This is a genomic window from Bradyrhizobium sp. AZCC 2262 (assembly GCF_036924535.1).
In the GTDB taxonomy this organism is placed as follows: Bacteria; Pseudomonadota; Alphaproteobacteria; order Rhizobiales; family Xanthobacteraceae; genus Bradyrhizobium.
The window spans coordinates 8204646-8231156 of the sequence record NZ_JAZHRT010000001.1 but is presented as its reverse complement, the minus strand read 5'-3'; the positions used below and the strand labels follow the sequence as shown (position 1 = coordinate 8231156).

The following is a 26511-nucleotide window of genomic DNA, read 5'->3' as shown; positions in this document are numbered from 1 at the left end:
TTGCCAAAAAGCGCATCGGATTCGCCTTCGCTCGCTCCCAGCCGCAAATTTGACCGCGACATGCAAATTCCGCCCGAGACCCAGGTCGTCATCGACTTCGACGACAACCGCGCCGCTTCCGCGCTGGTCGGCCCCTACGGACAAAACCTGGCGCTGGTCGAACGGCGGCTCGGCATCGTCGTCGATTCCCGCGGCAACCACATCACCATCGCCGGCTCCCGCGACGGCTGCGACGCCGGCCGGCGCGTGCTTGAGACGCTCTATGCACAGGCCTTGCAGGGACATGACCTCTCGCAGGGCGAAGTCGAAGGCGCGATCCGCGCCGTGCTCGCGCAGGGGTCACTGTTCGAATTCGATCCCAAGGCCGCCAAGACCTCGTTCGAGACCATCAATCTGCGCAAGCGGCCGGTGCGCGCTCGCACGGCGGCGCAGGATTCCTACATCCGCGCGCTGAAGCGCCACGAGATGGTGTTCGGCGTCGGCCCGGCCGGCACCGGCAAGACGTGGCTTGCGGTGGCGCATGCAGCGCAATTGTTCGAACGCAAGGAAGTCGATCGCATCATCCTGTCGCGGCCCGCGGTCGAGGCCGGCGAGCGGCTCGGCTTCCTGCCCGGCGACTTGCGGGAAAAGGTCGATCCTTACTTGAGGCCGATCTACGACGCGCTGTACGATTTGATGGATTCGCGCATTGTCGAGCGCGCGCTGCAGGCGGGCGAGATCGAGATCGCACCGCTGGCGTTCATGCGCGGCCGCACGCTGACCAACGCCGTCATCATCCTGGACGAAGCGCAGAACACCACGTCGATGCAGATGAAGATGTTCCTGACCCGGCTCGGCGAGAACAGCCGCATGATCATCACCGGCGATCCGTCGCAGGTCGACCTGCCACACGGACAGGCCTCCGGGCTTGCCGAAGCGGTCAAGCTGCTGGACGGGGTCGAGGGCATTGCGCAGGTGAAATTCACCGCGGAAGACGTCATCCGCCATGAACTGGTGGCGCGGATCGTCGCCGCCTATGAGGGATTGCCGCAAAAACCGGCAACCAACAAATCTTGACCCAGAAATCGTCGGCGCTGGGCCTGCCGCAGGCAGGCCTAGGCCGTAACCCGAACATTGCAATGCAAAGCGCTGGAACGCTCGTGTCTTCCGCCCTTCCCTTCACCGAGGTTCTCGTCGTCGCCGATTGCTGGCAGACCGAGCCGGACGCCGAGGCAGTGATCCATCGCGCCATCAATGCCGCGGCCGAAATCGCCGATGCCGATGTCGGCGAAGCCGAAATCGCGGTCATGCTGACCGACGATGCCGGCATCCGCACGCTCAACAGCAACTGGCGCGGCGTCGACAAGCCGACCAACGTGCTGTCGTTTCCGGCGCTGCAGCCGACAGCGGGCGCGCCTGCCGACGCGCCGCGCATGCTCGGCGATATCGCCATCGCCTACGAGACCACGCGCAAAGAGGCCGATGACGAAGAGAAGCCGTTCGATCATCACCTTAGCCATCTGGCGATCCACGGATTCCTGCATCTGATCGGATACGACCACGAGAAGGACGACGACGCCGAAGCCATGGAAGGTCTCGAGCGGGAGATTCTCGCCCAGCTCGGCATTCCCGACCCCTATGCGGACCGGGAGCGGGTGGACTGAAATGCCGGACTCCGACCCAATACAGGACAATCCGCGCGACACGCCCAATCTGCCGGCGGTGGTGAAGGAAGGCGAGGTGCTGCGCCCGGCCGCCGAAAACTGGCTGCTGCGGGCGATCCGAACGCTGTTCGGCTGGAAGGCTGGCTCGGTCCGCGCCGATCTTCAGGTCGTGCTCGACACTTCCACGCCGGACGAGGTCGGCTTTTCCGCCATCGAGCGCACCATGCTGCGCAACATCCTCGACCTCAACGAGCGGCGGATCGCCGACGTGATGGTGCACCGGGCCGACATCGTTGCGGTCAAGCGGGATATCCCGCTCGGCGAACTGATGAGCCTGTTCGAAAGCGCGGCGCATTCGCGGCTCGTGGTCTACAACGAAACGCTGGACGACCCCGAAGGCATCGTTCACATCCGCGACCTCCTGGCGTTCATGACCGCCAAGGCGCGGGTCGGCGACACCACCAAGCCGAAGCGCAAGAAGCCGTTCCCGGCGGGCCTCGACCTCCGCGCGGTCGATCTCGCATTGCCACTGGCGGAGGCCAACATCATCCGCAAACTGCTGTTTGTGCCGCCGTCGATGCGGGCGATCGACCTGCTGGCGCAGATGCAGGCCTCGCGCATCCATCTGGCGCTGGTGGTCGACGAATATGGCGGCACCGACGGGCTGGTATCGATCGAGGACATCGTCGAACAGATCGTCGGCGAGATCGACGACGAGCATGACAGCGACGAGCCGCCGTCGATTATCCGGCAGGGCGACAATGCATTCATCGCTGACGCCCGCGCCAGCCTCGAGGATGCCCGCAAGATGATCGGCGAGGAATTCGTCACCGGCGAGGCCGGCGAGGAAGTCGAGACGCTGGGCGGCTACCTGGTGGCGCAGGTCGGCCGGCTGCCGGTGCGCGGCGAGGTCATTGCCGGCCCGGGCAATTTCGAGATCGAGGTGCTCGATGCCGATCCGCGGCGGGTCAAGCGGCTGCGGATCGGGATCCGGAAAGAACGCCCGGTGCCGCGTGCGCCGCGCGAGCGAAGCCGCCGCGAGGCCGCGCCCGATACCAACGTGCCGCCGACCAATGACAATACACCGCCGCCCCCCGGCGATGGAGCCGGCTCGCAGTGATCCCAACCAGCAAATTCCGCATGGCGGGACTTTCGATCATTCTGGCCTGGGGCTGGAAGCGCACGATCATCGCGCTGGTCGCGGGCGCCTTGTCGGCGCTTGCGATGGCGCCGTTCAGTGCCTGGCCGGTGCTGTTTGTGACCTTTCCGGTCGCGATCTGGCTGATTGACGGGGCCGCGGCCGGAAAATGGCGCGGTGTGCCGGCGGCGGCGATGTCGGGCTTCTGGTTCGGACTCGGCTATTTCGTGCCCGGGCTCTACTGGACCGGCAACGCCTTTCTGGTTGATGCGCCGACCTTTGCCTGGCTGATGCCGTTCGCGGTGCTCGGCCTGCCGGCCTACCTTGCCTTGTTCCCGGCACTCGGCTTTGCGCTGGCGCGCCTGATCTGGACGCGGGATGCGTCGCGGGTGCTGGCGCTCGCGGTCGGGCTCACGATCAGCGAATGGCTGCGCGGTTATGTGCTCTCGGGCTTCCCGTGGAACGCCTACGGCTACGCGCTGTCGGAGCCCTTGGCGCTGGCGCAGACGGCATCCCTGATCGGGCTGTGGGGCATGACCTTCCTCAGCGTTGCGATCTTTGCCAGCCTGGCGGCGCTGATCGACGGGTCTTCGCGCGGCCGAAAGCCCTGGATCGCGCCGGTGGCGGCGCTGTCGCTGCTGGTAGCGATGGGTGTCTATGGCGCCGTGCGGCTGTCGCTGCAGCCGACCGAGCTGACCAAGGTCAAGCTGCGCATCATGCAGCCGAACCTGCAGCAGGACGTCAAATTCAACTACGCCGCCAAGGCGGAAGTGATGCAGAAATACCTTGCGCTGTCCGACCGCGCTTCGGGACCGCAATCCACCGGCGTGCGCGACGTGCAGATCCTGATCTGGCCGGAATCGGCTTTCCCGTTCTTCCTGACCCGCGAAGCCGACGCGATGGCGCAGATCGCCGAGTTGCTGCCAAAGGGCACCGTGCTGATGGCCGGCTCGGTGCGCGCTCCGGACGGGCCGCCCGGCGCCCGTGTCACCCGCGCCTACAATTCGATATATCTGATCGACCATGACGGTGGCGTGCTGTCGGTCTACGACAAGCTGCATCTGGTCCCGTTCGGCGAATATTTGCCGTTTCAGGAGTGGATGGAAAAGCTCGGCTTCGTGCAGCTGACAAAGGTGCATGGCGGCTTCATTCCGGGTACCCAGCGCCGCACGATTGAGATCCCGAATGCACCGAGCGCGCTGCCGCTGATTTGTTACGAAGCGATTTTTCCCGGGAATGTTGCAGCGCGTGATGACCGCCCCGGCTGGATCGTCAACCTGACCAATGACGGCTGGTTCGGAAATTCGACAGGTCCCTACCAGCACCTGCAGCAGGCGCGGCTGCGCGCCATCGAAGAGGGACTGCCGATGGTGCGCGCCGCCAATACCGGCATCTCGGCGGTGATCGATCCCTTGGGGCGGATTGTCGCACGTCTCGGCCTCGGCATCGAAGGCGTACTGGACGCCAGCCTGCCATCGGCGCTGCCGCCGACGATTTATGCTCGCCTTGGAGATATCCCGGCCGGCATCATCGTGGCGGCCGCCCTGCTGTTCGTCATCAGACGCCGCGCCGCAAAGCACGCTGCCTGAGATTTGCACATCGTAAGTTGTCACTGGTTTACTAAAAAACGCTGACTGCGCGGTTCCACCAGTTGACAGACAGCCTGCGATTCGCTTTCTGCGGTTGCAAGAGAAAAACAACAACCAGTCACTTCGTTGCTCTGATCGTCCGCAATTCTACCCGATCCTCCGAGCAGGATTTGACGGTACCGGCGCCTGAGGCACAGGTCTTCCGCTGCCTCATTCCCGGCGCCCATCTCAGGAGCGATGCAGATGTCCACCAAAGCGCCCAATCCGGTTGACAAGTATGTCGGCAGCCGCGTCCGGATGCGCCGCATCATGCTGGGGATGAGCCAGGAAAAACTGGGCGAAGCGCTCGGCCTCACTTTCCAGCAGGTTCAGAAATACGAAAAAGGCACTAACCGGGTCGGCGCCAGCCGCCTGCAGCAGATCTCCGAGATATTGCAGGTCCCGGTGTCGTTTCTGTTCGACGGCGGGCCGAGCGGCGCGGTGAATGGCAACGGCTTCGCCGAAGGCGCCTCTCCGGCCTACGTGTCCGATTTCCTCGCTACATCAGAGGGTCTCGCACTGACACGGGCGTTCACGCGCATCAGCGATTCCAAGATGCGGCGCTCGATCGTCGAGCTGGTCGAGCAGATCGCGTCGCGCGACGGCCCCGACCAGCGCTGACATCTATCAACTACCTGTTTGATAATTTCGTATTCTGGAATATGCCATGATTTCCTGTGCTTCGGCGCCCGGCTTGGCGGGCTTACGGCGCACGCCCACAATGCCACAATTGCGCATCCGGGAATGACGGCGTATCGGGTACGGCAGACAGACAGATGACGACAATCAATCCTTTCGATCCCTCGCCGATGCTCGAGGGCATTCGCCGCTGGGTCGAGATCGAGACCCCGACCGAAGCTCCCGAGCAGGTCAACAAGCTCGCCGACCTCGTCGCCGAGGGCTATCGCGGCCTGCCTGCGATTGTCGAACGCATCGCCGGGCATTCCGGCTGCGGCGATCACCTGGTCGCGCGCTCGGCATGGGGGCAGGACGCACCGGGAATCCTGGTGCTGAGCCATCTCGATACGGTCCATCCGCTTGGCTTCATTGAGCGTCTGCCGTTCCGGATCGAAGGCGACAGCGCTTTCGGCCCGGGCATCTACGACATGAAGGGCGGCGCCTATCTCGCCTATCATGCGTTTCGCCGGACTTGCGCCGACGGCGCGCGGCCGCCGCTCGGCGTCACCCAGCTCTATGTCTCCGACGAAGAAATCGGCAGCCCGACGTCGCGTGCGCTGATTGAGAGCGAGGGACGGAAGGCGAAATACGTGCTGGTCACGGAGCCGGCGCGCGACGGTGGCAAGATCGTGACGGGGCGCAAGGGCGTCGGGCGCTTCGACGTTTTCATCAAGGGCGTGCCCTCGCATGCCGGCACCCGGCCCGAGGACGGCCGCAGCGCGATCCGCGAACTCGGCAATGTCATCCAAACGCTGGAGGCGATGAACGATCTGGCGCGCGGCATCACCGTCAATGTCGGCGTCGTCCGCGGCGGCACTCGGCCGAACGTGATCGCAGAGGAGGCCTATGCCGAGGTCGATCTGCGCGTGCCGACGATTGCCGCTTCCGACGAGCTGACGGCGAAAATCCTCAATCTGAAATCGCGCACCGAGGGCGTCACCGTCAAGGTGGTCGGCGAGCTGAACCGCCCGCCTTACGAAAAGAGCAATGCCGGCGCCGCGCTCTACGAGCATGCCAGGACGATTGCGGCGGAGATCGGTTTTGATCTGGTCGATACGGCGACCGGCGGCGGCTCCGACGGCAATTTTACCGCGCCGCATACCGCAACGCTGGACGGGCTCGGCGTTGACGGCCAGGGTGCGCATACCCATTACGAGCAGATGTACATCTCCTCGATCGAGCCGAGGGCGCGGCTGTTGTACCGGCTGTACCAGACGCTGCGATGATCGTCTCACCGCGCGATACCGGCGACCGCGACGCTGCGCCGGATGACGGCGCGTCGGCACATGCGCATGGCTCGTTCTTCGGCCGCCGCAAGGGCCACAAGCTGCGCATCCACCAGGCCGACCTGATCGACAATCTGCTGCCGCATCTGGCGCTCGACATCGCAACGCCCGCGCCGGCGCGGCTTGCCGAGCTTTTCGATGGCGACATCGAGAATGTCAGGCTCGAAATCGGATTCGGCGGCGGTGAGCATCTGATTGCGGAAGCGCAGGCGTTTCCGAATATCGGGTTCATCGGCTGCGAGCCCTATGTCAACGGCATGGCGAAAATCCTGACGCAGATCGAGGCGCACAACATCGGCAATATCAGGCTCTATGCCGGCGACGCCGCGCAATTGCTGGCCTGGGCCCCGCCGCAATCGCTGGCGCGGCTGGACCTGATCCATCCCGATCCCTGGCCGAAGCGGCGGCACTGGAAGCGACGCTTCGTGCAGGACGCAACGGTCAACGCGATGGCGCGCATCCTGAAAGACGGCGGCGAATTTCGCTTCGTCAGTGACATCGACGATTACTGCGCGTGGACACTGGCGCATCTGATGCGCTCGCCGGATTTTCTCTGGACCGCTGAGCGCGCCATTGACTGGCAAAAGCCGTGGGATGCCTACACCATGACGCGCTACGGCCGCAAAGCCGAACGCGAGGGGCGGGTGGCGGCGTATTTGAGGTTTCGGCGGGTTAGCTAGGCACGTCGTTCCGGGGCGATGCGAAGCATCGAACCCGGAATGACGGGGAGGCAGCGTTGGACTAGCTTACCGCGTCTTCCAGAACGCGACGACGCGCTGGGCGGTCGAAGGCATCAGCCGCGCGTAATTCATCCGCGCGTTTTCGATGTCGGCGGGCGCTGCCGTCCGGTTCGGGCCGAGCCGAAGCAGGATCAGCGCGCGCACGGTCGCCCATTCCAGATCGATGGTTTTCCCGGCGATCAGGAGCGGATCGTCGCGGTCGCCGCTGATCAGGCGGTCGAGGGTTACGATCTTGACGCCAGTCATCGCCGACAGCGCGGCGATCGACTCCTCGTATTTGAAGGCCCTCGCGAAGTTGAGCAACGCGCCTTCGCCGAGCATGCCTTCGCGGCGGAGTTTTACCACCGTGCGCTGCGCCGGCATGAAGTCGCGGCGCTCCTCGCGTTCGGACGGGCCGGTGATGGCGGTCATCGCCTGCCTGATGTCGGCCTGCCGTTCCGGCTTGACGACCTTGAACAGGCGGCGGCGGATGACGTCGATGGAGCCGGAGAGCAGATCCTTCAGTTGCGCAGGAGACAGATCGTCGCGCTGGCCGAGCCTGATCGTCAGCACGCCATCCTGACCGGCGCGCTTGATCAGCGTCGAATAGCTGTTCTCCGAGAAGGCGGCGCCCGCATTGCCGGCGGCGCGCCTGATGACGGCGCGGTCGCCGCGGGCAACGATGACGTCGGTAAGATCAGCCGAAAGCGTGGGTCGTTCCGCCATCGCCAGCAGATGACCCTGGCCCTTCATCGACGCAATTTCGACCAGCATCTTTTCGTCGATGACCGGCGAGCGGCGCAGCAGCGGGCCTGCGATGGCAATTTCGTCGTCGTGGGCGAGTTGGCCGACCAGACCACGCGGCGCGTTCGCCAGCACCGACAAGCGCTCGGCCAGTTCGGCGCGCTCGGCAAGCTCGGCATGCGGGACGAGACTGGTCAGGACACCATCGAACAGATCGACATGATCGGAGCGGAAGCTCGCCGCGCCCTGCAGGAAGAGCTCGCTGATGCGGCGCGCGGCATCGGCGCGGCGCTTGGGGTCGCCACGACTGATGATGTCGTCGAGTTCCGGGATCAGCGATGGTGAAATTATCATAAACCCGCCCAACCGGCCTGAATTGGCTGGTTTTTCTGAAAATCTAGGCAGCGTTCGTGAATGAAGGGTTAGACTTCGTCCCCCCTCTCGAAGCTTGGCAAAATCGGACTTAACGGGATCGCGGGCCTTGTCGGATTGCGGAAAAACCGCTATATCCGCGGCAACTTTTGGTTCTCATACGATCGCGTATTGAGAGTGGGCCCTCCGGGACCCGCTCTTTTTTATTACCTGAACGAGCCCGGCCCAGAAGGGGCTTAAAGGCGCGGTTCGGGGAACCGGCCTGACCGCTGGTTGAGGCCCGGCTTAAACCCATGCAAGTAAGACGCTTTTGACCCTGGACATGACCGATCCAACTGCTGGTTCCGTGGATGCCGAATTGCTGGCCGAGCCCCGTCTCGTCGTCGAGCCGGGCGCGGCCGCGCGGGTATCGGCGGTGGCCGGACCGGTTTTGCAGGGAATGGGCTATCGGCTGGTCCGGATCAAGATTTCAGGCGAGGCCGGCTGCACCGTCCAGATCATGGCCGAGCGGCCTGATGGTACGATGCAGATCGAGGATTGCGAGGCGATTTCGCGGGCGCTGTCGCCGGTGCTCGACGTCGCCGATCCGATCGACCGCGCCTACCGGCTGGAGATATCCTCGCCGGGCATCGATCGCCCGCTGGTGCGCCGTTCCGATTTCGAACGCTACGCCGGTCATCTCGTGAAGATTGAAATGGCGGTCGCCCATCAGGGCCGCAAGCGTTTTCGTGGTACGCTGGCCGGCGTTGAAGGCGATGCCGTCCGGCTACATCGGGATGACACGCGCGCGGGCGAAGATGCCGACGTACTCCTGGTGATGGAAGACATTTCCGACGCGCGGCTGGTTCTAACCGACGAATTGATTGCGGAATCGATGCGGCGCGGCAAGCAGGCCGAGCGCGAATTGAAGCAGAATCTCGGACTGGCGCCGCCGCCCCCGCCGCACGCCAAGAAGAGCGATCCGGCCAGGAGCAACAAACCGAAGCCGAAGCTCAACAAGAAGCCCGAGCCCAAGAAGCCCGAGCCGACCAATACCAAGAAGCACCGCCTCGCCGCAGAAAGACTGCGCAGAGGCGACCTCGATCCTACCGAAGGAGACTAGGCCATGGCCGTCAGTGCCAACAAACTCGAACTGCTGCAGATCGCAGACGCGGTCGCCCGCGAAAAGTCGATCGACCGCGGGATCGTGATCGCTGCGATGGAAGACGCCATCGCCAAGGCGGCGCGCGCCCGTTACGGCAGCGAGACCGACGTTCACGCCGAGATCGACGCCAAGAAGGGCGAACTCCGGCTGTCGCGCCACATGCTGGTCGTCGAGCAGGTCGAGAACTCCTCGAACCAGATTTCGCTGGCGGACGCACAGCGCGCCAACCCGGGCGCTCAGGTCGGCGACACCATCGCCGATACCCTGCCGCCGCTGGAATATGGCCGCATCGCCGCGCAATCCGCCAAGCAGGTGATCGTGCAGAAGGTGCGCGAGGCCGAGCGCGACCGGCAATACCAGGAATTCAAGGACCGCATCGGCGATATCGTCAACGGCGTCGTCAAGCGCGTCGAATATGGCAGCGTGATCGTCGATCTCGGCCGCGGTGAAGCCATCATCCGCCGCGACGAAATGCTGCCGCGCGAGGTGTTCCGCAACGGCGACCGCGTCCGCGCCTACATCTTCGATGTCCGCCGCGAAACCCGCGGACCGCAAATCTTCCTCTCCCGCACCCATCCGCAATTCATGGCAAAACTGTTCGCGCAGGAAGTGCCGGAAATCTATGACGGCATCGTCGAGATCAAGGCGGTGGCCCGCGACCCCGGCTCGCGTGCGAAAATCGGCGTGATTTCGCGGGATTCCTCAGTGGATCCGGTCGGCGCCTGCGTCGGCATGCGCGGCTCGCGCGTGCAGGCGGTGGTGAACGAACTGCAGGGCGAGAAGATCGACATCATTCCGTGGTCGCCCGACATCGCGACCTTTGTCGTCAATGCGCTGGCGCCAGCCGAAGTCGCCAAGGTCGTGATCGACGAAGACCGCGAGCGGATCGAGGTGGTCGTTCCCGACACCAACAACCAGCTCTCGCTGGCGATCGGCCGCCGCGGCCAGAACGTGCGGCTTGCCTCGCAATTGACCGGCTGGGACATCGACATTCTCACCGAGCAGGAAGAATCCGAGCGCCGCCAGGCCGATTTCGAGAATTCGACGCGCGTGTTCATGGAAGCGCTGAACGTCGACGAGGTCGTCGGCCAATTGCTGGCGTCGGAAGGCTTTACGTCGGTCGAGGAACTCGCGCTGGTCGACGCCAAGGAACTGGCCGGCATCGAAGGCTTCGACGAAGAAACCGCCAACGAGCTGCAGAGCCGGGCGAGAGAATACCTGGAACAGCTCGAAACGGAGCTGGAAAACAAACGCAAGGAACTCGGTGTGGATGATGCTTTGAAGACGGTGCCCGGCGTGACCTCGAAGATGCTGGTCAAGTTCGGCGAGAACGACATCAAGTCCGTCGAGGATCTGGCGGGCTGTGCGACCGACGATCTGGTCGGCTGGACTGAGCGCAAGGAAGGCGGCGAACCCACCAAGTACCCCGGCATTCTCGACGCCAACGAGATCTCGCGCGACGATGCCGAGCGCATGATCATGCAGGCCCGCGTCATTGCCGGCTGGATCACCGAGGCCGAGCTCGCCAAGCAATCCGAGGCGGCTGAAGCCACCGAAGACCAGACGGCGTAATGCGGGTGTTCCGCAAAACCGAAAATCTTTTCTGCGCGCAGACCGTGCGCAGATGACCGGAGCCACTAGACAGGCATGCTCGCTTTGGCTGATCCCGATCTCGACCATGGGCCGCGGACCGACAAGTCCGCGACCATGCGGATGTGCGCGGTCAGTCGTGAGGTGCGGCCGATCGACGAGCTGATCCGGTTCGTGGTCGCCCCGTCGGGCGACGTCATCCCCGATTTGAAGCGCAAGCTGCCGGGCCGCGGCCTCTGGGTCCAGGCCTCGCGCCGGACCGTTGCGGAAGCGGTGCGGCGTCACCAATTTAGCAGAGGGTTCAAGCGCGACGTTCGCGCCGCGGCGACCCTTCCCGCCGATACCGAGGCCCTGCTGGAACGAAGCTGCACCGAGGCGCTGGCCATGGCTGCCAAGGCCGGTCAGGTCATTTCCGGCTTTGCCAAGGTCGAGGGCCTGCTCGAACAGGGCAGGGCCCAAGCCCTGATTCACGCTTCCGACGGCGCGGCCGACGGAATCCGCAAATTGGACGCTATCGCCGGGCAAAGGACCGGAAATATCGGTGAATCGCACGGTTTACCGATCGTTACCGCTTTGACCTCGGCACAATTGGATTTGGCACTGGGCCGGTCAAATGTGATACATGCTGCGCTGCTCGCGGGCCCGGCGAGCAAAACGTTCCTGTCGCGCTGCCAGATCCTGGTTCGATACCGGCTGGACGACGACGACAAGACCGGGGATGGCGGCCAGAAATTCTGACTGACGAAGATTGGTTCCGAAGCCTTGCTTCAATGACTGTGCGAATGCGCACAACGTAACGAGATTAGGACTGCTGAATGGTTGATACCAAAACGCCTGGCGACAAGACTCTGAGTGTCCCGACCAAGACCTTGACGCTGAAGCCGCGGGTCGAGACGGGCACCGTGCGCCAGAGCTTCAGCCACGGCCGGACCAAGCAGGTCGTGGTCGAAAAACGTGGCAAGCGCCGCGTTGGCGGTGATGCGCCCGCGACCGAAACGCATGCGCCCGAGCCGGTGGTCGCCAAGCCGGCGGCGCCTACAAGGGCTGCCCCCCTCGCCCGCCCTGCGGCAACGCCCGGCGCACCGCGCGGCGGTTCCGGCGTGGTGCTGCGGACACTGACGGAAGACGAGCGTTCGGCGCGCGCCAGCGCCCTGGCCGACGCCAAGGTACGCGAAGTCGAGGAACGACGGCTGGCCGAGGAAGAAGCCAAGCGCCGCGCCAGCCGTGAAGGCATCGAACAGGCCGAACGCGAGGCCGCCGAAGCCCGCCGCAAGGCTGAGGAAGAACGGCACCGGCAGGAAGAGGACGCCAAGCGCAAGGCCGAAGTCGAGGCCAAGAAGCGATTTGGCGAGGCCGAGGCCAAGCCCGCGACGGCGCCGACGACCGCAGCAGCGCGACCCGCCACGGCGGCGGCCCGCCCGGCCGCGGCCCGTCCAGCCGCGCCGCCCGCGCGCGCGCCGGGCGTTGCCGCCGACGGTTCCGATGAAGACGAAGGTCCGCGCCAGGTCCGGCGCGGCCCCGGCGGCGCCATGCGCCCCGTAACGCCCCCCAAGACCACCCACAAGCCGGGCCCGCAGAAGGAGCGCGGCCGCCTGACGCTGGTCACCGCGCTGAACGCCGACGATGTGCGCGAGCGTTCGATCGCCTCGTTCCGCCGCCGCACCCAGCGCCTGAAGGGCCACGCCTCCAACGAGCCGAAGGAAAAGCTGATCCGCGAGGTCACGATCCCGGAAGCGATCACGATCCAGGAACTCGCCAACCGCATGTCGGAGCGCGCGGTCGACGTCATCCGCCTGCTGATGAAGCAGGGCGCGATGCACAAGATCACCGACGTGATCGACGCCGACACCGCGCAGCTGATCGCCGAGGAAATGGGCCATTCCGTCAAGCGCGTCGCCGCGTCCGACGTTGAAGAGGGCCTGTTCGACGTCGTCGACGATTCCACCGATACCGAGCCGCGCTCACCGGTCGTCACCGTGATGGGCCATGTCGACCACGGCAAGACCTCGCTGCTCGACGCGCTGCGCCACGCCAACGTGGTGTCGGGCGAAGCCGGCGGCATCACCCAGCATATCGGTGCCTATCAGGTGACCTCGCCGGAAAGCGGCAAGAAGATCACCTTCATCGATACGCCCGGCCACGCCGCGTTCACCGCGATGCGCGCGCGCGGCGCCAAGGTCACCGATATCGTGATCCTGGTGGTGGCGGCCGATGACGGTGTCATGCCGCAGACGGTCGAAGCGATCAACCACGCCAAGGCGGCGAAGGTTCCGATGATCGTCGCGATCAACAAGATCGACAAGCCGGACGCCAAGCCGGAGCGCGTGCGCACCGAACTGCTGCAGCACGAGGTTCAGGTCGAATCGTTCGGCGGTGAAGTCGTCGACGTCGAGGTTTCCGCCAAGAACAAGACCAATCTCGACAAGCTGCTCGAGATGATCGCGCTGCAGGCCGAACTGCTCGACCTCAAGACCAATTCGGAACGCCCCGCAGAAGGCACCGTGATCGAAGCCAAGCTCGATCGCGGCCGCGGTCCGGTGGCCACCGTGCTGGTTCAGCGCGGCACGCTCAGGGTCGGCGACATCATCGTGGCTGGCGCCGAAATGGGCCGCGTCCGCGCGCTGATTTCGGACCAGGGCGAGAACCTCGACGAGGCCGGACCTTCGGTGCCGGTGGAAGTGCTGGGCTTCAACGGCCCGCCGGAAGCCGGCGATCGTCTTGCCGTCGTCGAGAACGAAGCCCGCGCCCGCCAGGTCACGAGCTACCGCGCCCATCAGAAGCGCGAGAACGCCGCTGCCTCGATTTCCGGCATGCGCGGCTCGCTCGAGCAGATGATGTCGCAGCTCAAGACCGCGGGCCGCAAGGAATTCCCGCTGATCGTGAAAGCCGACGTGCAGGGCTCGCTCGAAGCGATTCTGGGATCGCTGGAGAAGCTCGGCACCGAGGAAGTTGCAGCTCGCATCCTGCATGCGGGCGTCGGCGGCATCTCGGAATCCGACGTCACGCTGGCGGAGGGTTTCAACGCCGCGATCATCGGTTTCTCGGTGCGCGCCAACAAGGAGGCCGCGGCCGCCGCCAAGCGCAACGGCATCGAAATCCGCTACTACAACATCATCTACGATCTGGTCGACGACATCAAAAAGGCGATGTCCGGCCTGCTCGCGCCGACGCTGCGCGAAACCATGCTCGGCAATGCCCAGATCCTGGAAGTGTTCAACATTTCCAAGGTCGGCAAGGTCGCCGGCTGCCGCGTCACCGACGGAACCGTGGAACGCGGCGCCAATGTGCGCCTGATCCGCGACAACGTCGTCGTGCACGAAGGCAAGCTTTCGACGCTGAAGCGCTTCAAGGATGAAGTGAAGGAAGTGCAATCCGGCCAGGAATGCGGCATGGCGTTCGAAAATTACGGCGACATGCGTGTCGGCGACGTCATCGAGTGTTATCGCGTGGAGACAATCCAGCGCTCTCTGTAAGTCCAAATCTTACGAAGAGCCTCGGATTTTATTGACTGAGAATGCGGCGTCATGGCCGGACTTGTTCCGGCCATCCACGTCTTAACCTGATTCAACAAGCAAAAACGTCAAAGCCCGCGACCAGCGCGGGCATGACGGCTTTGAAAGACGAAAATGCCTCGCCATCACACCAAGGGTTCCGCCCCCGGCGGCTCGCAACGGCAATTGCGCGTCGGCGAGACCGTGCGCCATGCGGTCGCCGATATTCTGTCGCAGGGTACCGTGCACGACCCCGACCTCGGGGGCCACATCATCACCGTTCCCGAGGTGAGGATGTCGCCTGACCTGAAGCTTGCGACGATTTACGTGATGCCGCTCGGCGGCCGCGATACCGATGTCGTGCTCGCGGCGCTCGCGCGCAATAAAAAGTTCCTGCGCGGCGAGATTGCTCACCGCGTTAACCTGAAATTTGCCCCTGACCTTCGCTTTCGCGTCGACGAACGATTCGACGAAGCGGAACGGATCGAGAAATTACTGAGAACACCTGCGGTGCAGAGAGACCTCGCACCCGATTCGGACGACAAGTGATGATTATGCCCACCGCCAACGGCGGGATCGCGCAGCAAACTGCCGATTCGCACGACGCCGAAAAAAATATTTTTTCAGGTGAACAGCACGGCGACGACAACGGTCGCGACGGCGAGCGCCGCGCTGGCGACGGCCAGCGCCGCGGCAACAACGATCCGCGCCACAACAAGCAGTCGCGTCAGAACAATCAGCCGCGTCGCGACAAGCGCGACGTCCATGGCTGGGTGATTCTCGACAAGCCGATCGGCATGACCTCGACGCACGCGGTTGCCGTGCTCAAGCGGCTATTCCAGGCCAAGCGCGCCGGCCACGCCGGCACGCTCGATCCTTTGGCGTCAGGCGGCCTGCCGATCGCGCTCGGCGAAGCCACCAAGACGGTTCCCTTTGTGATGGACGGCCGCAAGCGCTACCGCTTCACAGTGGCCTGGGGCGAGGAGCGCGACACCGACGATACCGAGGGCCGGGTCACCCAGACGAGCGAACTGCGGCCGTCCGCGGAGGCGATCCGGGCGCTGCTGCCGCGATTTACCGGCCTGATCGAGCAGATCCCGCCGCAATATTCCGCGATCAAGGTCCAGGGCGAGCGCGCCTATGACCTGGCGCGCGACGGCGAAACCGTGGAATTGAGGCCCCGGCCGGTCGAGATTCACGAATTAACCCTTGTAGAACATGGAGATAACGGTCAGTCCGTGTTCGAGGCGGAGTGCGGCAAGGGCACCTATGTTCGTGCTTTGGCCCGCGATATCGGCCGGATTCTGGGCTGTTTCGGCCATATCTGCGCATTGCGGCGGACGTTGGTGGGCCCATTCCGCGAGACGGACATGATTCCGCTGGAAGAGTTGGAGGCTTTATGCAATAGAGCCGCGTCCGGCGAGGGAAGCCTCGCCGACGCGCTTTTGCCCGTTGAGACCGCGCTGGACGACATCCCGGCACTGGCCGTCACACGGGCTGATGCGGCAAGGCTCCACAGGGGCCAGGCCGTTTTGTTGCGCGGACGGGATGCGCCCAATAGTAGCGGCACAGTCTATGTCACGGTGGCAGGCCGGCTTCTGGCCCTCGCCGAAATTGGCAATGGCGAACTCATCCCCAAGCGCGTGTTCAACCTGACCGGGCTGACTGCCAGTCCCGGTCGCAGCAATGAGAGAGTTTGACGATGTCGATTACCGCCGAACGCAAAGCGGAAGTCATCAAGACGAATGCCAACAAGGCCGGCGACACCGGCTCGCCCGAGGTTCAGGTTGCGATCCTGTCGGAACGCATCAACAACCTCACCGGCCATTTCAAATCCCACGTGAAAGACAACCATTCACGCCGCGGTCTTTTGAAGATGGTCGCAACACGCCGTTCGCTCCTCGACTACATCAAGAGGAAGGACGAGGCACGTTACAAGGCATTGCTCGAAAAGCATAACATTCGTCGTTGATTTGGAGAGTACGCGCGCTGTTTGCGCGCGTTTTCGCATGATCTTCCGAACAACCGGACTCCGAATTTTTCGGAGACGGTCATGCGCAAGAGCATCATCCCGAAAGGATCATGCTCGACAACGTCCAGCAGCAATCCGGCCGCTGGACAGGGCAAGGTGCCCGTGACTGCCGAGAGGATGGACGCCATCCGAAATATGAAGACCATGGCAGGATCGCCGGATGCTGATCTCGTATTGCGATCAGCGTCCCGCAATCTTGCGCATGGTCTTTGTGTTTTTGGGCCCCGCTCTCTCGTGAACCCATGAAAGAAACCACTATGTTCAATAAACATTCCGTCGAGATCGACTGGGGTGGACGTCCCCTCAAGCTGGAAACCGGCAAGATCGCCCGTCAGGCCGACGGCGCCGTGATCGCCACCTATGGCGAGACCGTCGTGCTCGCCACCGTCGTCGCCGCGAAGTCGCCGCGCGAAGGCGTCGATTTCCTGCCGCTGACGGTCGACTATCAGGAAAAGACCTACGCCGCGGGCCGCATTCCCGGCGGCTACTTCAAGCGCGAGGGACGTCCGACCGAAAAGGAGACACTGGTCTCCCGTCTGATCGACCGCCCGATCCGGCCCTTGTTCGTCGACGGTTGGCGCAATGAAACCCAGGTGATCGTGACGACGCTGTCGCACGACATGGAAAACGATCCCGACATCCTGGCGCTGGTCGCCTCCTCGGCGGCGCTGACGATATCCGGCGCTCCGTTCAAGGGCCCGATCGGGGCTGCCCGTGTCGGCTTCATCAACGACGAGTATGTGCTCAACCCGACGCTCGACGAAATGGTCGAGACCCAGCTCGATCTGGTCGTCGCCGGCACCGTGGATGCCGTGCTGATGGTGGAATCGGAAGCCAAAGAGCTCAACGAAGACATCATGCTCGGCGCCGTGATGTTCGGCCACCGCCACTTCCAGCCGGTGATCAAGGCGATCATCGAACTGGCCGAGAAGGCCGCCAAGGAGCCGCGCGAAGTCAAGGTCGCCGACGAAAGCGCGCTTGAGAAGGAAATGCTCGGCCTGATCGAGCAGGAGCTGCGCTCCGCCTACGCGATTCCGGTCAAGCAGGACCGCTACGCCGCGGTCGGCAAGGCCAAGGAAAAGGTGATGGCGCACTACTTCCCGGAAGGGCAGGAGCCGAAATACGACAAGCTGCGCGTCGCCGCCGTATTCAAGGAGCTCGAAGCCAAGATCGTTCGCTGGAACATCCTCGACACCGGCAAGCGCATCGACGGCCGCGATTCCAAGACCGTGCGCAACATCATCGCCGAAGTAGGCGTCTTGCCGCGCGCCCACGGTTCGGCGCTGTTCACCCGCGGTGAAACCCAGGCGATGGTCGTGACCACGCTCGGCACCGGTGAGGACGAGCAGTACATCGACGCGCTGTCGGGAACGTACAAAGAGACGTTCCTGCTGCACTACAACTTCCCTCCCTACTCGGTCGGTGAAACCGGACGCCTCGGCGGCACCAAGCGCCGCGAGATCGGCCACGGCAAGCTCGCCTGGCGCGCGATCCACCCGGTCCTGCCGCCACACCACGAATTCCCCTACACGGTGCGCGTGGTCTCCGAGATCACCGAATCCAACGGCTCGTCGTCGATGGCCTCGGTGTGCGGCGCCTCGCTCGCGCTGATGGATGCGGGCGTTCCGTTGAAGCGGCCGACCGCGGGCATCGCGATGGGCCTCATCCTGGAAGGTTCGCGCTTTGCGGTTCTGTCCGACATTCTCGGCGACGAGGATCATCTCGGCGACATGGACTTCAAGGTGGCTGGCACCGACCAGGGCATCACCTCGCTGCAGATGGACATCAAGATCGAGGGCATCACCGAGGAGATCATGAAGGTCGCGCTCGGCCAGGCCAAGGACGGGCGTATCCACATCCTCGGCGAAATGGCCAAGGCGCTGACCAATGCCCGCGCCGAGCTCGGCGAATACGCACCGCGCATCGAAACCTTCAAGATCGCCACCGACAAGATCCGTGAAGTGATCGGCACCGGCGGCAAGGTGATCCGCGAGATCGTCGAGAAGACCGGCGCCAAGGTCAACATCGAGGACGACGGCACCGTCAAGGTCGCCTCCAACGACGGCGAGGCGATGAAGGCCGCGATCAAGTGGATCAAGTCGATCGCCTCCGATCCGGAGATCGGCCAGATCTACGAAGGCACCGTGGTCAAGGTGATGGAGTTCGGCGCGTTCGTGAACTTCTTCGGTGCCAAGGACGGCCTCGTCCACATCAGCCAGCTCGCTTCGGCGCGCGTGCAGAAGACCTCCGACGTCGTCAAGGAAGGCGACAAGGTCAAGGTCAAGCTGCTCGGCTTCGACGACCGCGGCAAGACCCGGCTGTCGATGAAGGTGGTCGATCAGGCCACCGGCGAGGACCTCGAGGCCAAGCAGAAGGCGGAAGCGCCGCAGCGCGAAGCCGCCGGCGAGTAGGACATCGCTAAAATGTGAACAAGAGGGCGGCCGAACGGCCGCCCTTTTTTATTGCCTGCCTGGGTTACACTGACAGGACCGCAATATCTTTGTGATTACGTCGCTGGCGTAAGAAGGCAAAAATAACGAAACCGGATCCCACCGTCGCCCGTAACTTGCCGCGCAGCGGCCTACGACGTCCGTCCACGCATTCGCTCAGTTCATCTACAGGTAAGGAGAAGTCGATGTCATTCATGTCCCGGCGCCATTTGATGTTTGCTGCAACCGGTATTGCAGCGGTTGCTGCAGCCCCGCGTCTTGTCTTTGCGCAGGCGGCTGCCCCGGCGCCCGCCGCCGCAACCGGCCCCTTCACGCTGCCGCCGCTTACCTATCCGACCAATGCGTTCGAACCGCATATCGACGCCAAGACGATGGAAATCCATCACGACCGGCATCACGCCGCCTATGTCGCCAACCTCAACAATGTCGCCAAGACCAATCCGCAGTTGGGAACGGCGAAGATCGAGGACGTCCTCGGCAACCTGAACGCGCTGGACGACAGCATCAAATTCACCGTCCGCAATAATCTCGGCGGCCACGCCAACCACACCATGTTCTGGGAGATCATGGGCCCGAACGGCGGCAAGCCGGAGGGCGAGGTGCTCGCCGCAATCGACCGCGATCTCGGCGGCATGGAAAAATTCCAGAACGAGTTCAACGCCGCCGGCGGACGCCAGTTCGGCTCAGGCTGGGTGTTCGTGACCGTAACCAAGGACGGCAAGCTCGCGATCGAGACCCGTCCGAACCAGGACAACCCGATCATGGACGGCAAGCGCGCCTTGATGGGCAACGATGTCTGGGAGCACGCCTATTACCTGAACTACCAGAACCGCCGCGCGGATTATCTCAAGGCGTGGTGGAATACGGTGAACTGGACCAAGATCGCCGAGCGCTATGCGGCGGCGAAAGCCGGCACGCTGGGCGTGTGATCAGGATTTAGCAACACGAAAAAGGGCGGCCTTCCGGCCGCCCTTTGTTTTATCATTGCGTTTCCGCAAAGCCCTCAGGCGAGGTCGAAGCGATCGAGGTTCATCACCTTGGTCCAAGCCGCCACAAAATCCCTGGCGAACTTCTCCTTCGAGTCCGTGCACCCATAGACCTCCGCGAAAGCGCGAAGCTGCGCGTGCGAACCGAAGATCAGGTCGGCGCGGGTGCCGGTCCACTTGACCGCATTCGTCTTGCGGTCGCAGCCCTCATACGCACCATCGGAGCCGGCAGGCTGCCATTGCGTGCTCATGTCGAGAAGGTTGACGAAGAAGTCGTTCGTCAGCGTCTCCGGCTTTTTGGTGAGCACGCCATGCTTCGATTTACCGGCATTGGCGCCGAGGACGCGCAGGCCGCCGACGAGAACCGCCATCTCGGGTCCCGTCAGCCGCAGCAATTGCGCCCGGTCCACCAGCGCCTCTTCAGGCGCCATGAACTGATGCTTCTTGCTGCTGACATAGTTGCGGAAGCCGTCGGCACGCGGCTCCAGCGGAGCAAAGGACTCGACGTCGGTTTGATCCTGCGACGCATCCATGCGCCCCGGCGTGAAGGGAACCTTGACGTCGAGCCCGGCATCCTTGGCGGCTTTTTCGACCGCCGCGCAGCCGCCGAGGACGATCAGATCGGCAAGCGAGACCTTCTTGCCAAAATCCTTCTGGATCGCTTCGAGCTTCTGCAGGACCGTCTTGAGCTCGGCCGGCTGGTTGACTTCCCAGTCCTTCTGCGGGCTGAGACGGATACGCGCGCCATTCGCGCCGCCGCGCTTGTCGGAGCCGCGGAACGTCGACGCCGACGCCCATGCGGTCGAGACAAGCTGGGACACCGACAGGCCGGAGCCGAGAATCTTCGCCTTCAGCGCGGCGATATCAGCCTCGCCGATCAGCGGATGATCCACGGCCGGGATCGGGTCTTGCCAGATCAGCGTTTCCTTTGGCACCAGCGGGCCGAGATAACGGGCGATCGGCCCCATGTCGCGGTGCGTGAGCTTGAACCAGGCACGCGCGAACGCGTCGGCGAACTGGTCCGGATGCTCGTAGAAGCGCCGCGAGATCTTCTCATAGGCCGGGTCGAAGCGCAGCGACAGGTCGGTGGTCAGCATGGTCGGCACATGCTTCTTCGACTTGTCGTAGGCATCCGGGATCGAGGCTTCCGCGCCTTTCGCCTTCCACTGCTTCGCGCCGGCCGGGCTCTTGGTCAGCTCCCATTCGTATTCGAACAGGTTCTTGAAGAACAGATTGCTCCACTTCGTCGGCGTCTGGGTCCAGGTGACTTCCGGGCCGCCGGTGATCGCATCAGCTCCGATGCCGGTGCCATACTTGCTCTTCCAGCCGAGGCCCTGGTCCTCCAGCGCGCCGCTTTCCGGGTCCGCTCCCACCAGCGACGGATCGCCGGCGCCGTGGGTCTTGCCGAAGGAGTGGCCGCCGGCAATCAAGGCGACGGTCTCTTCATCGTTCATCGCCATGCGGAAGAACGTCTCGCGGATGTCCTTGGCCGCCGCGAGCGGGTCAGGATTGCCGTTCGGCCCTTCCGGATTGACGTAGATGAGGCCCATCTGCACGGCGCCCAGCGGCTCGGCGAGCTGGCGTTCGCCACTGTAGCGCTCGTCGCCAAGCCAGGTGCCCTCAGGCCCCCAGAACAGCTCTTCGGGCTCCCAGACATCGACGCGGCCGCCGGCGAAGCCGAAGGTCTTGAAGCCCATTGATTCCAGCGCGACGTTGCCAGCGAGGATCATCAGATCGGCCCACGAGAGTTTCCGGCCGTATTTCTGCTTGATCGGCCACAACAGCCGGCGCGCCTTGTCGAGGTTGGCGTTGTCAGGCCAGCTGTTGAGCGGCGCGAAGCGCTGCTGACCCGCGCCGGCGCCACCACGGCCATCCGTGATGCGGTAGGTGCCCGCGCTGTGCCAGGCCATGCGGATCATCAGACCGCCATAGTGACCGAAATCGGCCGGCCACCAGTCCTGCGATTCCGTCATCAACGCGGTCAGGTCCTTGATCACGGCGTTGAGGTCGAGGGTCTTGAACTCCTTGGCGTAGTCGAACGCCTCGCCCATCGGATCGGACAGAGTGGAATTGCGGTGGAGAAGCGAAACGTCCAGCGCGTCCGGCCACCAGTCGCGGTTTGCATGTCCGCGCGAGCCCGTGAACGGGCATTTGGTTTTGTCATCCATGGTCGTCTCCTGGGGTGGTCCCTGTTCAGATTGGAGGCAATCTAAGCACCGCCTCCCATCAGGTAAAGTTGATTTTTGTGATCGAACCGATAAGATGTCCTGATGATCCAGATGACGCTCAGACAACTTCGCTACTTCGATGCGCTGGCACGTCACGGCCATTTCGGGCGCGCGGCGGAGTCATGTTCCATCTCGCAGCCCGCGCTGTCGATGCAGATCAAGGAAATGGAGGAAGTTCTCGGCGGCGTGCTGCTGGAGCGCAGCGCACGACAGGTGACGCTGACGAAATTCGGCGAGGAGATCGTCCAGCGCGTGCGCGAGATCCTGCGTTCGGTCGACGAACTCGGCGACTTCGCGCGCGCCGCGCGCGACCGGCTCGCGGGGCGCTTACGCATCGGCATGATCCCGACGATTGCGCCCTATCTGCTGCCGAAGGTGATCGAGAACCTCGCGCGCATGCATCCGGAACTCGACATTCACGTCCGCGAGACGCTGACGCCGAAGCTGATCAAGGAGGTCGTCGAAGGCCGGCTGGATACGGCGATCGTAGCACTGCCGGTATCCGAACCTTCGCTGACCGAGGTCGTGTGCTTTTCGGAAAACTTCCTGCTGGTGCGGCCGGGTGAGGACGAGGGAACGCCGGTGCCGAGCCATGAGACGCTGCGCGAGATGCGCCTTTTGCTACTCGAAGAAGGACACTGTTTTCGCGACCAGGCGCTGTCGTTCTGCAACATGCAGTCGCCGCCGCGGGAAGTGCTGGACGCAAGCTCGCTGTCGACACTCGTTCAAATGGTTGGCGCCGGCATCGGCGTCACCCTGATCCCGGAAATGGCGGTCGGAGTGGAAACGCGCTCGGCGTCGGTCTCCGTGGCGCGGTTCAAGAACCCGCAACCGTCGCGAACCATCGGCATGGTCTGGCGCAAGACAAGTCCGCTGGCCGCACAGCTTCAGCAGATCTCCGAAGTGGTTTGCCTCGCAGCCGACGCGTTGCGCGAAGCGCGCAAGGCAAAGTCGCCATCGCGGAAATCTCAGGCCTGATAAGGCAAGTGCCTCGGGAGAGACTGACCTTGTCACAAACAATCATCCGCCCCGCCCGACCAGACGAGTATGACCAGGTCGCCCGCGTCTGGATGGACAGTTGGGTTTCGACCGGGCTCGAAGACGCCAGCGATTCCCTGCTGGAAAAATTGCGCGCGCGTGTTCCGATGGAGGTCGAGAAGGGCTGGAGCCTTTACGTCGCCGACGACAATGGAAGATTGGCGGCGATGCTGGCGATGCATGTGTCCGACCGCTACCTCGACCAGCTGTTCGTCGCGCCGGACTATCAGGGCGACGGTCTCGGGCGGCGATTGCTCATCTTCACGCGCCAACATCTGCCGGATGAAATCTGGCTGCGCTGCGTGCGCGAGAATGAAAAGGCCTGGCGTTGGTACGAGCGCGAAAGCTTTGTGTTCGAGAAGGAGCAGGTAGACTCAACGAACGGCCGCGTGATGAAATATTATCGATGGCGGAAATCGGCGTGAAAGCCATCGCTCGGCTTGCGGACGGCGACTGCACGCTCTAGTTTGCGCGTTCAGTGCCATCAACTTGCGTTCATCAAGCCATGTTTCGTAGTTTCGCGACCGCCACCATCCTCGTGTCATGCCTCACGGCGCCCGGATGGACTCAATCTCCTGCGACATCCAGCGCACCGGCGGCAGCGGCGCCCGCCAAACCCGTCCCAAAGAAAGCGGCGCCCAAGGCGAAGGCCGCTGCCAAGCAGGAAACCGGCCCGTGCCGACTTGGCGTCATCTCCGCACTTGGAGATCGATTCTCCGTTCAGAAATTCGGCCTCACGATATTCGAGAACGAGGAAAACGAAGCCCCGATGAACGGATGGGGGCTGGACGATTTGCCGTTCGCACAGGTACGCGCAGCGACCGGCGCGGATCCTTCGGTTCGACGGATAGCTTACCCCAAGGAAGCGTTCGATCCCTACTACAATCCGAAATCGAGGTTCCTGCCTGATCCAAACGAGGGCTTGCCGGCAATCGTCAGGAACATCACTTCCAGCGCAAACTGCGAACGCTATCTGGTCATAACAAAATACAACGGGGTGGTGCCGGGCACCAAAATGGAGATCAAGGGCATCGGCGCGTACAGCCAGGGCATCGGATCTTTAGTCAGGCATTACCATCTGTTCGCCAATGTTGCGGTCAGCATGTACGACGGCTCGACGTATGAAAAAATCAACCGGTCGTTCGCCGCCTTTGGCGCTTCGTTTGCGGCGGGTCTCGGGCTGACGGAAGATCCACTCACCAAGCTCGACGAATCGGTCTTTCCCAATCCTCCTGAATCGGCATCCAGTAGCACTGCTCTAAAGGAAAGAACACGTGCCCTCGTTTCGGCGCGACTTGACCGTATGATTTCCGTCTATCTTCAGCAGTGAAGCAACGGCACGATCTGAATTGGGAGATACGCAATGATCAAACTCTATTGGTCGCCGCGCTCGCGTTCGTTCTCCGCGATCTGGCTCCTGGAAGAAACCGGCCTGCCCTACGAACGCGTGCTGACCGACATTTCGACCGGCGCGCAGAAGGCACCGGAATATCTCGCGATCAACCCGATGGGCAAGGTGCCCGGGCTGCAGGACGGCGGCGCCGCGCTCGGCGAGGCGGCCGCGATCTGCGCCTATATTGCGGACCGTTATCCGGAAACGAAACTGGCGCCCGCGGCCACCGATCCGCGGCGGGCAAAATATCTACAATGGCTGTTCTTCTCGCCGAGCTGCATCGAGCCGGCGCTGATGCAGCTCTACACCAAGTTCGAAGTGCCGGCGAGCACGGCGGCGTGGGGAAGCGCTGACCAGACTTTCGATGCGCTCGACGCCGCCCTGCAGAAGGGGCCATGGATTCTCGGCGAAAAATTCTCGGCCGCCGACATCATGCTCGGCTCCGGACTGAATTTTGCGGTGCGGATGTTCAAGATGGTGCCGCCGCGGCCGTCGTTCGATGCCTATATCGACCGCTGCGTCGCGCGCCCGGCGTTTCAGCGCGCTGAAAAGATCGCGGCGGGGTGATGGAATCGTAGCAAAGGGAGCGTGCCCACCATTCAGGACGCAGGCTGACGGTAGATGGTGGGCACGCTACGCTTTGCCCACCCTACAGATTCTGCAGGTTCACAAAATCGCGAAAACAACCCCATGCAAAGTAGAGCGGTTTCCCGAGTGGCTCACGTGACCACGCGGGGGTCCAAATCCTGTGAGTAGTCGACGCCGTCGATGCCAAACCCGAACAGGCGAAGGAATTGGCTCCTGTATTCTGGAAGGTCTGCCAGTTTGTCGAGTGTTTCCGTGGAGAGCAGGGGCCATCGTCGCAACACCTCCGCCTGAACTTCGGGCGAAAGCTCCCAGTCGTCGACTCGAATGCGCTGCGCCTCATCAACTTCGACACCCGGAGCAAGGCGCGTCCGGAACAGGCGATCGATTTGTTCGATGCAGCCTTCGTCGAGCCCGAGTTGCTTCATTACCTTGAATAGAACCGTCCCATAGAGCGGCACCACCGGAATGGCCGAACTCGCCTGGGTAACCACGGCCTTCAGCGCTACCACGCGGGCCGCGTCCGGGCCGAGCCGGCTCCGGATCGCTTCCGCCTTGCGGTCGAGATCGACCTTGGCGCGACCCAGAGTACCTTGCCAGTAGATCGGCCAGGTCAGTTCGCTGCCGATATAGGTATAGTTGAGCGTCCGGAAGCCCGGCGCCAGGACACCGGCGTCCGCGAGCTGGTCGATCCAGCGCTTCCAGTCATCGCCGCCCATCACCGCCACCGTGGCGGTCGCTTCATCCTCACTCGCCGGCGCAATGGTCGTCTCGAAGACCTCGCCAGTTTCAGTGTTGAGAGTCTTGATGTCGACGGGAGCGCCGAGCGGCTTGATCGCCGAGCGCCAGGTCTTGCCGGTGTCCGGATCCGTCCGGACCGGAGCGGCCATGCTGTAGACCAGCATGTCCAGTTGTCCGAACTTTTCCCGCACACGGTCGATGAAGGTTTTCTTCATCTCGTCGGAGAAGGCGTCGCCCTCCAGCGTGAGGGGCGATCGTCCGATCCTCTCGGCCTCGATCTCGAATGCGCGGTTGTTGTACCAGCCGGCGCTGCCCGTTCTATTTGCTGAAGGCTCGCGCTCCAGTGACACGCCGATGGTCTCTGCTCCTCCGGCGAAGGTCGCAACGATGCGGCTCGCGAGGCCGTACCCCGTTGAACAGCCCAGCACGGCGACGCGCTTGGGGCACTCCGGAATAGACCCCTGGCGGAGAACATAAGCGATTTGTTCGCGGACATTTTTGGCGCAGCCGACAGGATGTGCCGTCGTGCAGATGAAGCCTCGCACGCGCGGTTCGATAATCATGCCTACCCCGTTTCGGATCGTTGTAAAGTCACCATCCGCTGCCTGCCGGTCTCTCACCGCAA

The 26511-nt window shown here is 63.4% G+C and carries 24 protein-coding genes; 20 read left to right on the top strand and 4 right to left on the bottom strand.

Features of this window, described 5'->3' with window-relative positions; genetic code table 11:
- The 7 genes from V1283_RS38640 (at nt 1) to trmB (ending at nt 7053) form a co-directional block, all read left to right on the top strand.
- A complete protein-coding gene (locus V1283_RS38640; protein WP_334391808.1) occupies nt 1-1056 on the top strand; it encodes a PhoH family protein in 1056 nt (351 codons plus the stop codon).
- A gap of 83 nt (nt 1057-1139) precedes the next feature.
- Nucleotides 1140-1643, top strand: a complete 504-nt coding sequence (gene ybeY, locus V1283_RS38635; RefSeq protein WP_442895812.1) for an rRNA maturation RNase YbeY — start codon at nt 1140-1142, stop codon at nt 1641-1643.
- Nucleotide 1644: 1 nt separating this feature from the next.
- A complete protein-coding gene (locus V1283_RS38630; protein WP_442895811.1) occupies nt 1645-2763 on the top strand; it encodes a hemolysin family protein in 1119 nt (372 codons plus the stop codon).
- Nucleotides 2764-2783: 20 nt separating this feature from the next.
- Entirely contained in the window at nt 2784-4370 is a 1587-nt protein-coding gene (lnt, locus tag V1283_RS38625) for an apolipoprotein N-acyltransferase (RefSeq protein WP_334393331.1), read from the top strand.
- Between the two features lie 243 nt (nt 4371-4613).
- On the top strand, nt 4614-5030 hold the full coding sequence (locus tag V1283_RS38620) for a helix-turn-helix domain-containing protein (protein ID WP_334391805.1): 417 nt from the start codon (nt 4614-4616) through the stop codon (nt 5028-5030).
- 155 nt (nt 5031-5185) lie between these two features.
- Nucleotides 5186-6313, top strand: a complete 1128-nt coding sequence (locus tag V1283_RS38615; protein WP_334391804.1) for a M20 family metallopeptidase — start codon at nt 5186-5188, stop codon at nt 6311-6313.
- The gene (gene trmB / locus V1283_RS38610; RefSeq protein WP_334391803.1) at nt 6310-7053 is read left to right on the top strand and encodes a tRNA (guanosine(46)-N7)-methyltransferase TrmB; all 744 of its coding nucleotides are present in this window, start codon (nt 6310-6312) and stop codon (nt 7051-7053) included. The genes V1283_RS38615 and trmB overlap by 4 nt, the downstream gene beginning before the upstream one ends.
- Nucleotides 7054-7119: 66 nt before the next feature.
- On the opposite strand, the gene V1283_RS38605 is transcribed toward trmB, so the two are convergent.
- On the bottom strand, nt 7120-8190 hold the full coding sequence (locus V1283_RS38605) for a DUF2336 domain-containing protein (RefSeq protein WP_334391802.1): 1071 nt from the start codon (nt 8188-8190) through the stop codon (nt 7120-7122).
- A 340-nt stretch (nt 8191-8530) separates the two neighbouring features.
- On the opposite strand from V1283_RS38605, the gene rimP reads away from it, so the two are divergent.
- From rimP to pnp, 8 genes are all read left to right on the top strand, one after another.
- Nucleotides 8531-9310: a ribosome maturation factor RimP gene (gene rimP / locus V1283_RS38600; RefSeq protein ID WP_334391801.1), complete on the top strand. Its 780-nt coding sequence runs from the start codon at nt 8531-8533 to the stop codon at nt 9308-9310.
- Between the two features lie 3 nt (nt 9311-9313).
- Nucleotides 9314-10924: a transcription termination factor NusA gene (gene nusA / locus V1283_RS38595; RefSeq protein ID WP_334391800.1), complete on the top strand. Its 1611-nt coding sequence runs from the start codon at nt 9314-9316 to the stop codon at nt 10922-10924.
- 75 nt (nt 10925-10999) lie between these two features.
- Complete coding sequence (locus tag V1283_RS38590; protein WP_334391799.1) at nt 11000-11680, top strand: RNA-binding protein; 681 nt, start codon at nt 11000-11002, stop codon at nt 11678-11680.
- A 77-nt stretch (nt 11681-11757) separates the two neighbouring features.
- A complete protein-coding gene (infB, locus tag V1283_RS38585; protein WP_334391798.1) occupies nt 11758-14415 on the top strand; it encodes a translation initiation factor IF-2 in 2658 nt (885 codons plus the stop codon).
- Between the two features lie 153 nt (nt 14416-14568).
- Nucleotides 14569-14982, top strand: coding sequence for a 30S ribosome-binding factor RbfA (gene rbfA / locus V1283_RS38580; protein ID WP_334391797.1), 414 nt, complete (start codon nt 14569-14571; stop codon nt 14980-14982).
- Nucleotides 14982-16133, top strand: a complete 1152-nt coding sequence (gene truB, locus V1283_RS38575) for a tRNA pseudouridine(55) synthase TruB (RefSeq protein WP_334391796.1) — start codon at nt 14982-14984, stop codon at nt 16131-16133. The genes rbfA and truB overlap by 1 nt, the downstream gene beginning before the upstream one ends.
- Nucleotides 16134-16135: 2 nt before the next feature.
- Complete coding sequence (gene rpsO, locus V1283_RS38570; RefSeq protein ID WP_074272228.1) at nt 16136-16405, top strand: 30S ribosomal protein S15; 270 nt, start codon at nt 16136-16138, stop codon at nt 16403-16405.
- A 317-nt stretch (nt 16406-16722) separates the two neighbouring features.
- Entirely contained in the window at nt 16723-18876 is a 2154-nt protein-coding gene (gene pnp, locus V1283_RS38565) for a polyribonucleotide nucleotidyltransferase (RefSeq protein ID WP_334391795.1), read from the top strand.
- A gap of 64 nt (nt 18877-18940) precedes the next feature.
- Here the strand turns inward: pnp and V1283_RS38560 are convergent, their stop codons facing one another.
- Nucleotides 18941-19111, bottom strand: coding sequence for a hypothetical protein (locus V1283_RS38560; protein ID WP_334391794.1), 171 nt, complete (start codon nt 19109-19111; stop codon nt 18941-18943).
- On the opposite strand from V1283_RS38560, the gene V1283_RS38555 reads away from it, so the two are divergent.
- Entirely contained in the window at nt 19101-19844 is a 744-nt protein-coding gene (locus tag V1283_RS38555; protein ID WP_334391793.1) for a superoxide dismutase, read from the top strand. The two genes, V1283_RS38560 and V1283_RS38555, sit on opposite strands and share 11 nt — an antisense overlap.
- A 74-nt stretch (nt 19845-19918) precedes the next feature.
- Here V1283_RS38555 and katG read toward each other — a convergent pair whose 3' ends face one another.
- Nucleotides 19919-22069: a catalase/peroxidase HPI gene (gene katG, locus V1283_RS38550; RefSeq protein ID WP_334391792.1), complete on the bottom strand. Its 2151-nt coding sequence runs from the start codon at nt 22067-22069 to the stop codon at nt 19919-19921.
- Between the two features lie 102 nt (nt 22070-22171).
- Between katG and V1283_RS38545 the strand changes: the two genes are divergently transcribed.
- The 4 genes from V1283_RS38545 (at nt 22172) to V1283_RS38530 (ending at nt 25127) form a co-directional block, all read left to right on the top strand.
- Entirely contained in the window at nt 22172-23107 is a 936-nt protein-coding gene (locus V1283_RS38545) for a LysR substrate-binding domain-containing protein (protein WP_334391791.1), read from the top strand.
- Nucleotides 23108-23136: 29 nt separating this feature from the next.
- On the top strand, nt 23137-23592 hold the full coding sequence (locus V1283_RS38540; protein WP_334391790.1) for a GNAT family N-acetyltransferase: 456 nt from the start codon (nt 23137-23139) through the stop codon (nt 23590-23592).
- Between the two features lie 344 nt (nt 23593-23936).
- Entirely contained in the window at nt 23937-24497 is a 561-nt protein-coding gene (locus tag V1283_RS38535; protein WP_334391789.1) for a hypothetical protein, read from the top strand.
- Between the two features lie 33 nt (nt 24498-24530).
- Nucleotides 24531-25127, top strand: a complete 597-nt coding sequence (locus V1283_RS38530; protein ID WP_334391788.1) for a glutathione S-transferase family protein — start codon at nt 24531-24533, stop codon at nt 25125-25127.
- A gap of 152 nt (nt 25128-25279) precedes the next feature.
- Here the strand turns inward: V1283_RS38530 and fabV are convergent, their stop codons facing one another.
- Nucleotides 25280-26449, bottom strand: coding sequence for an enoyl-ACP reductase FabV (gene fabV / locus V1283_RS38525; protein ID WP_334391787.1), 1170 nt, complete (start codon nt 26447-26449; stop codon nt 25280-25282).
- Nucleotides 26450-26511: the final 62 nt, after the last annotated feature.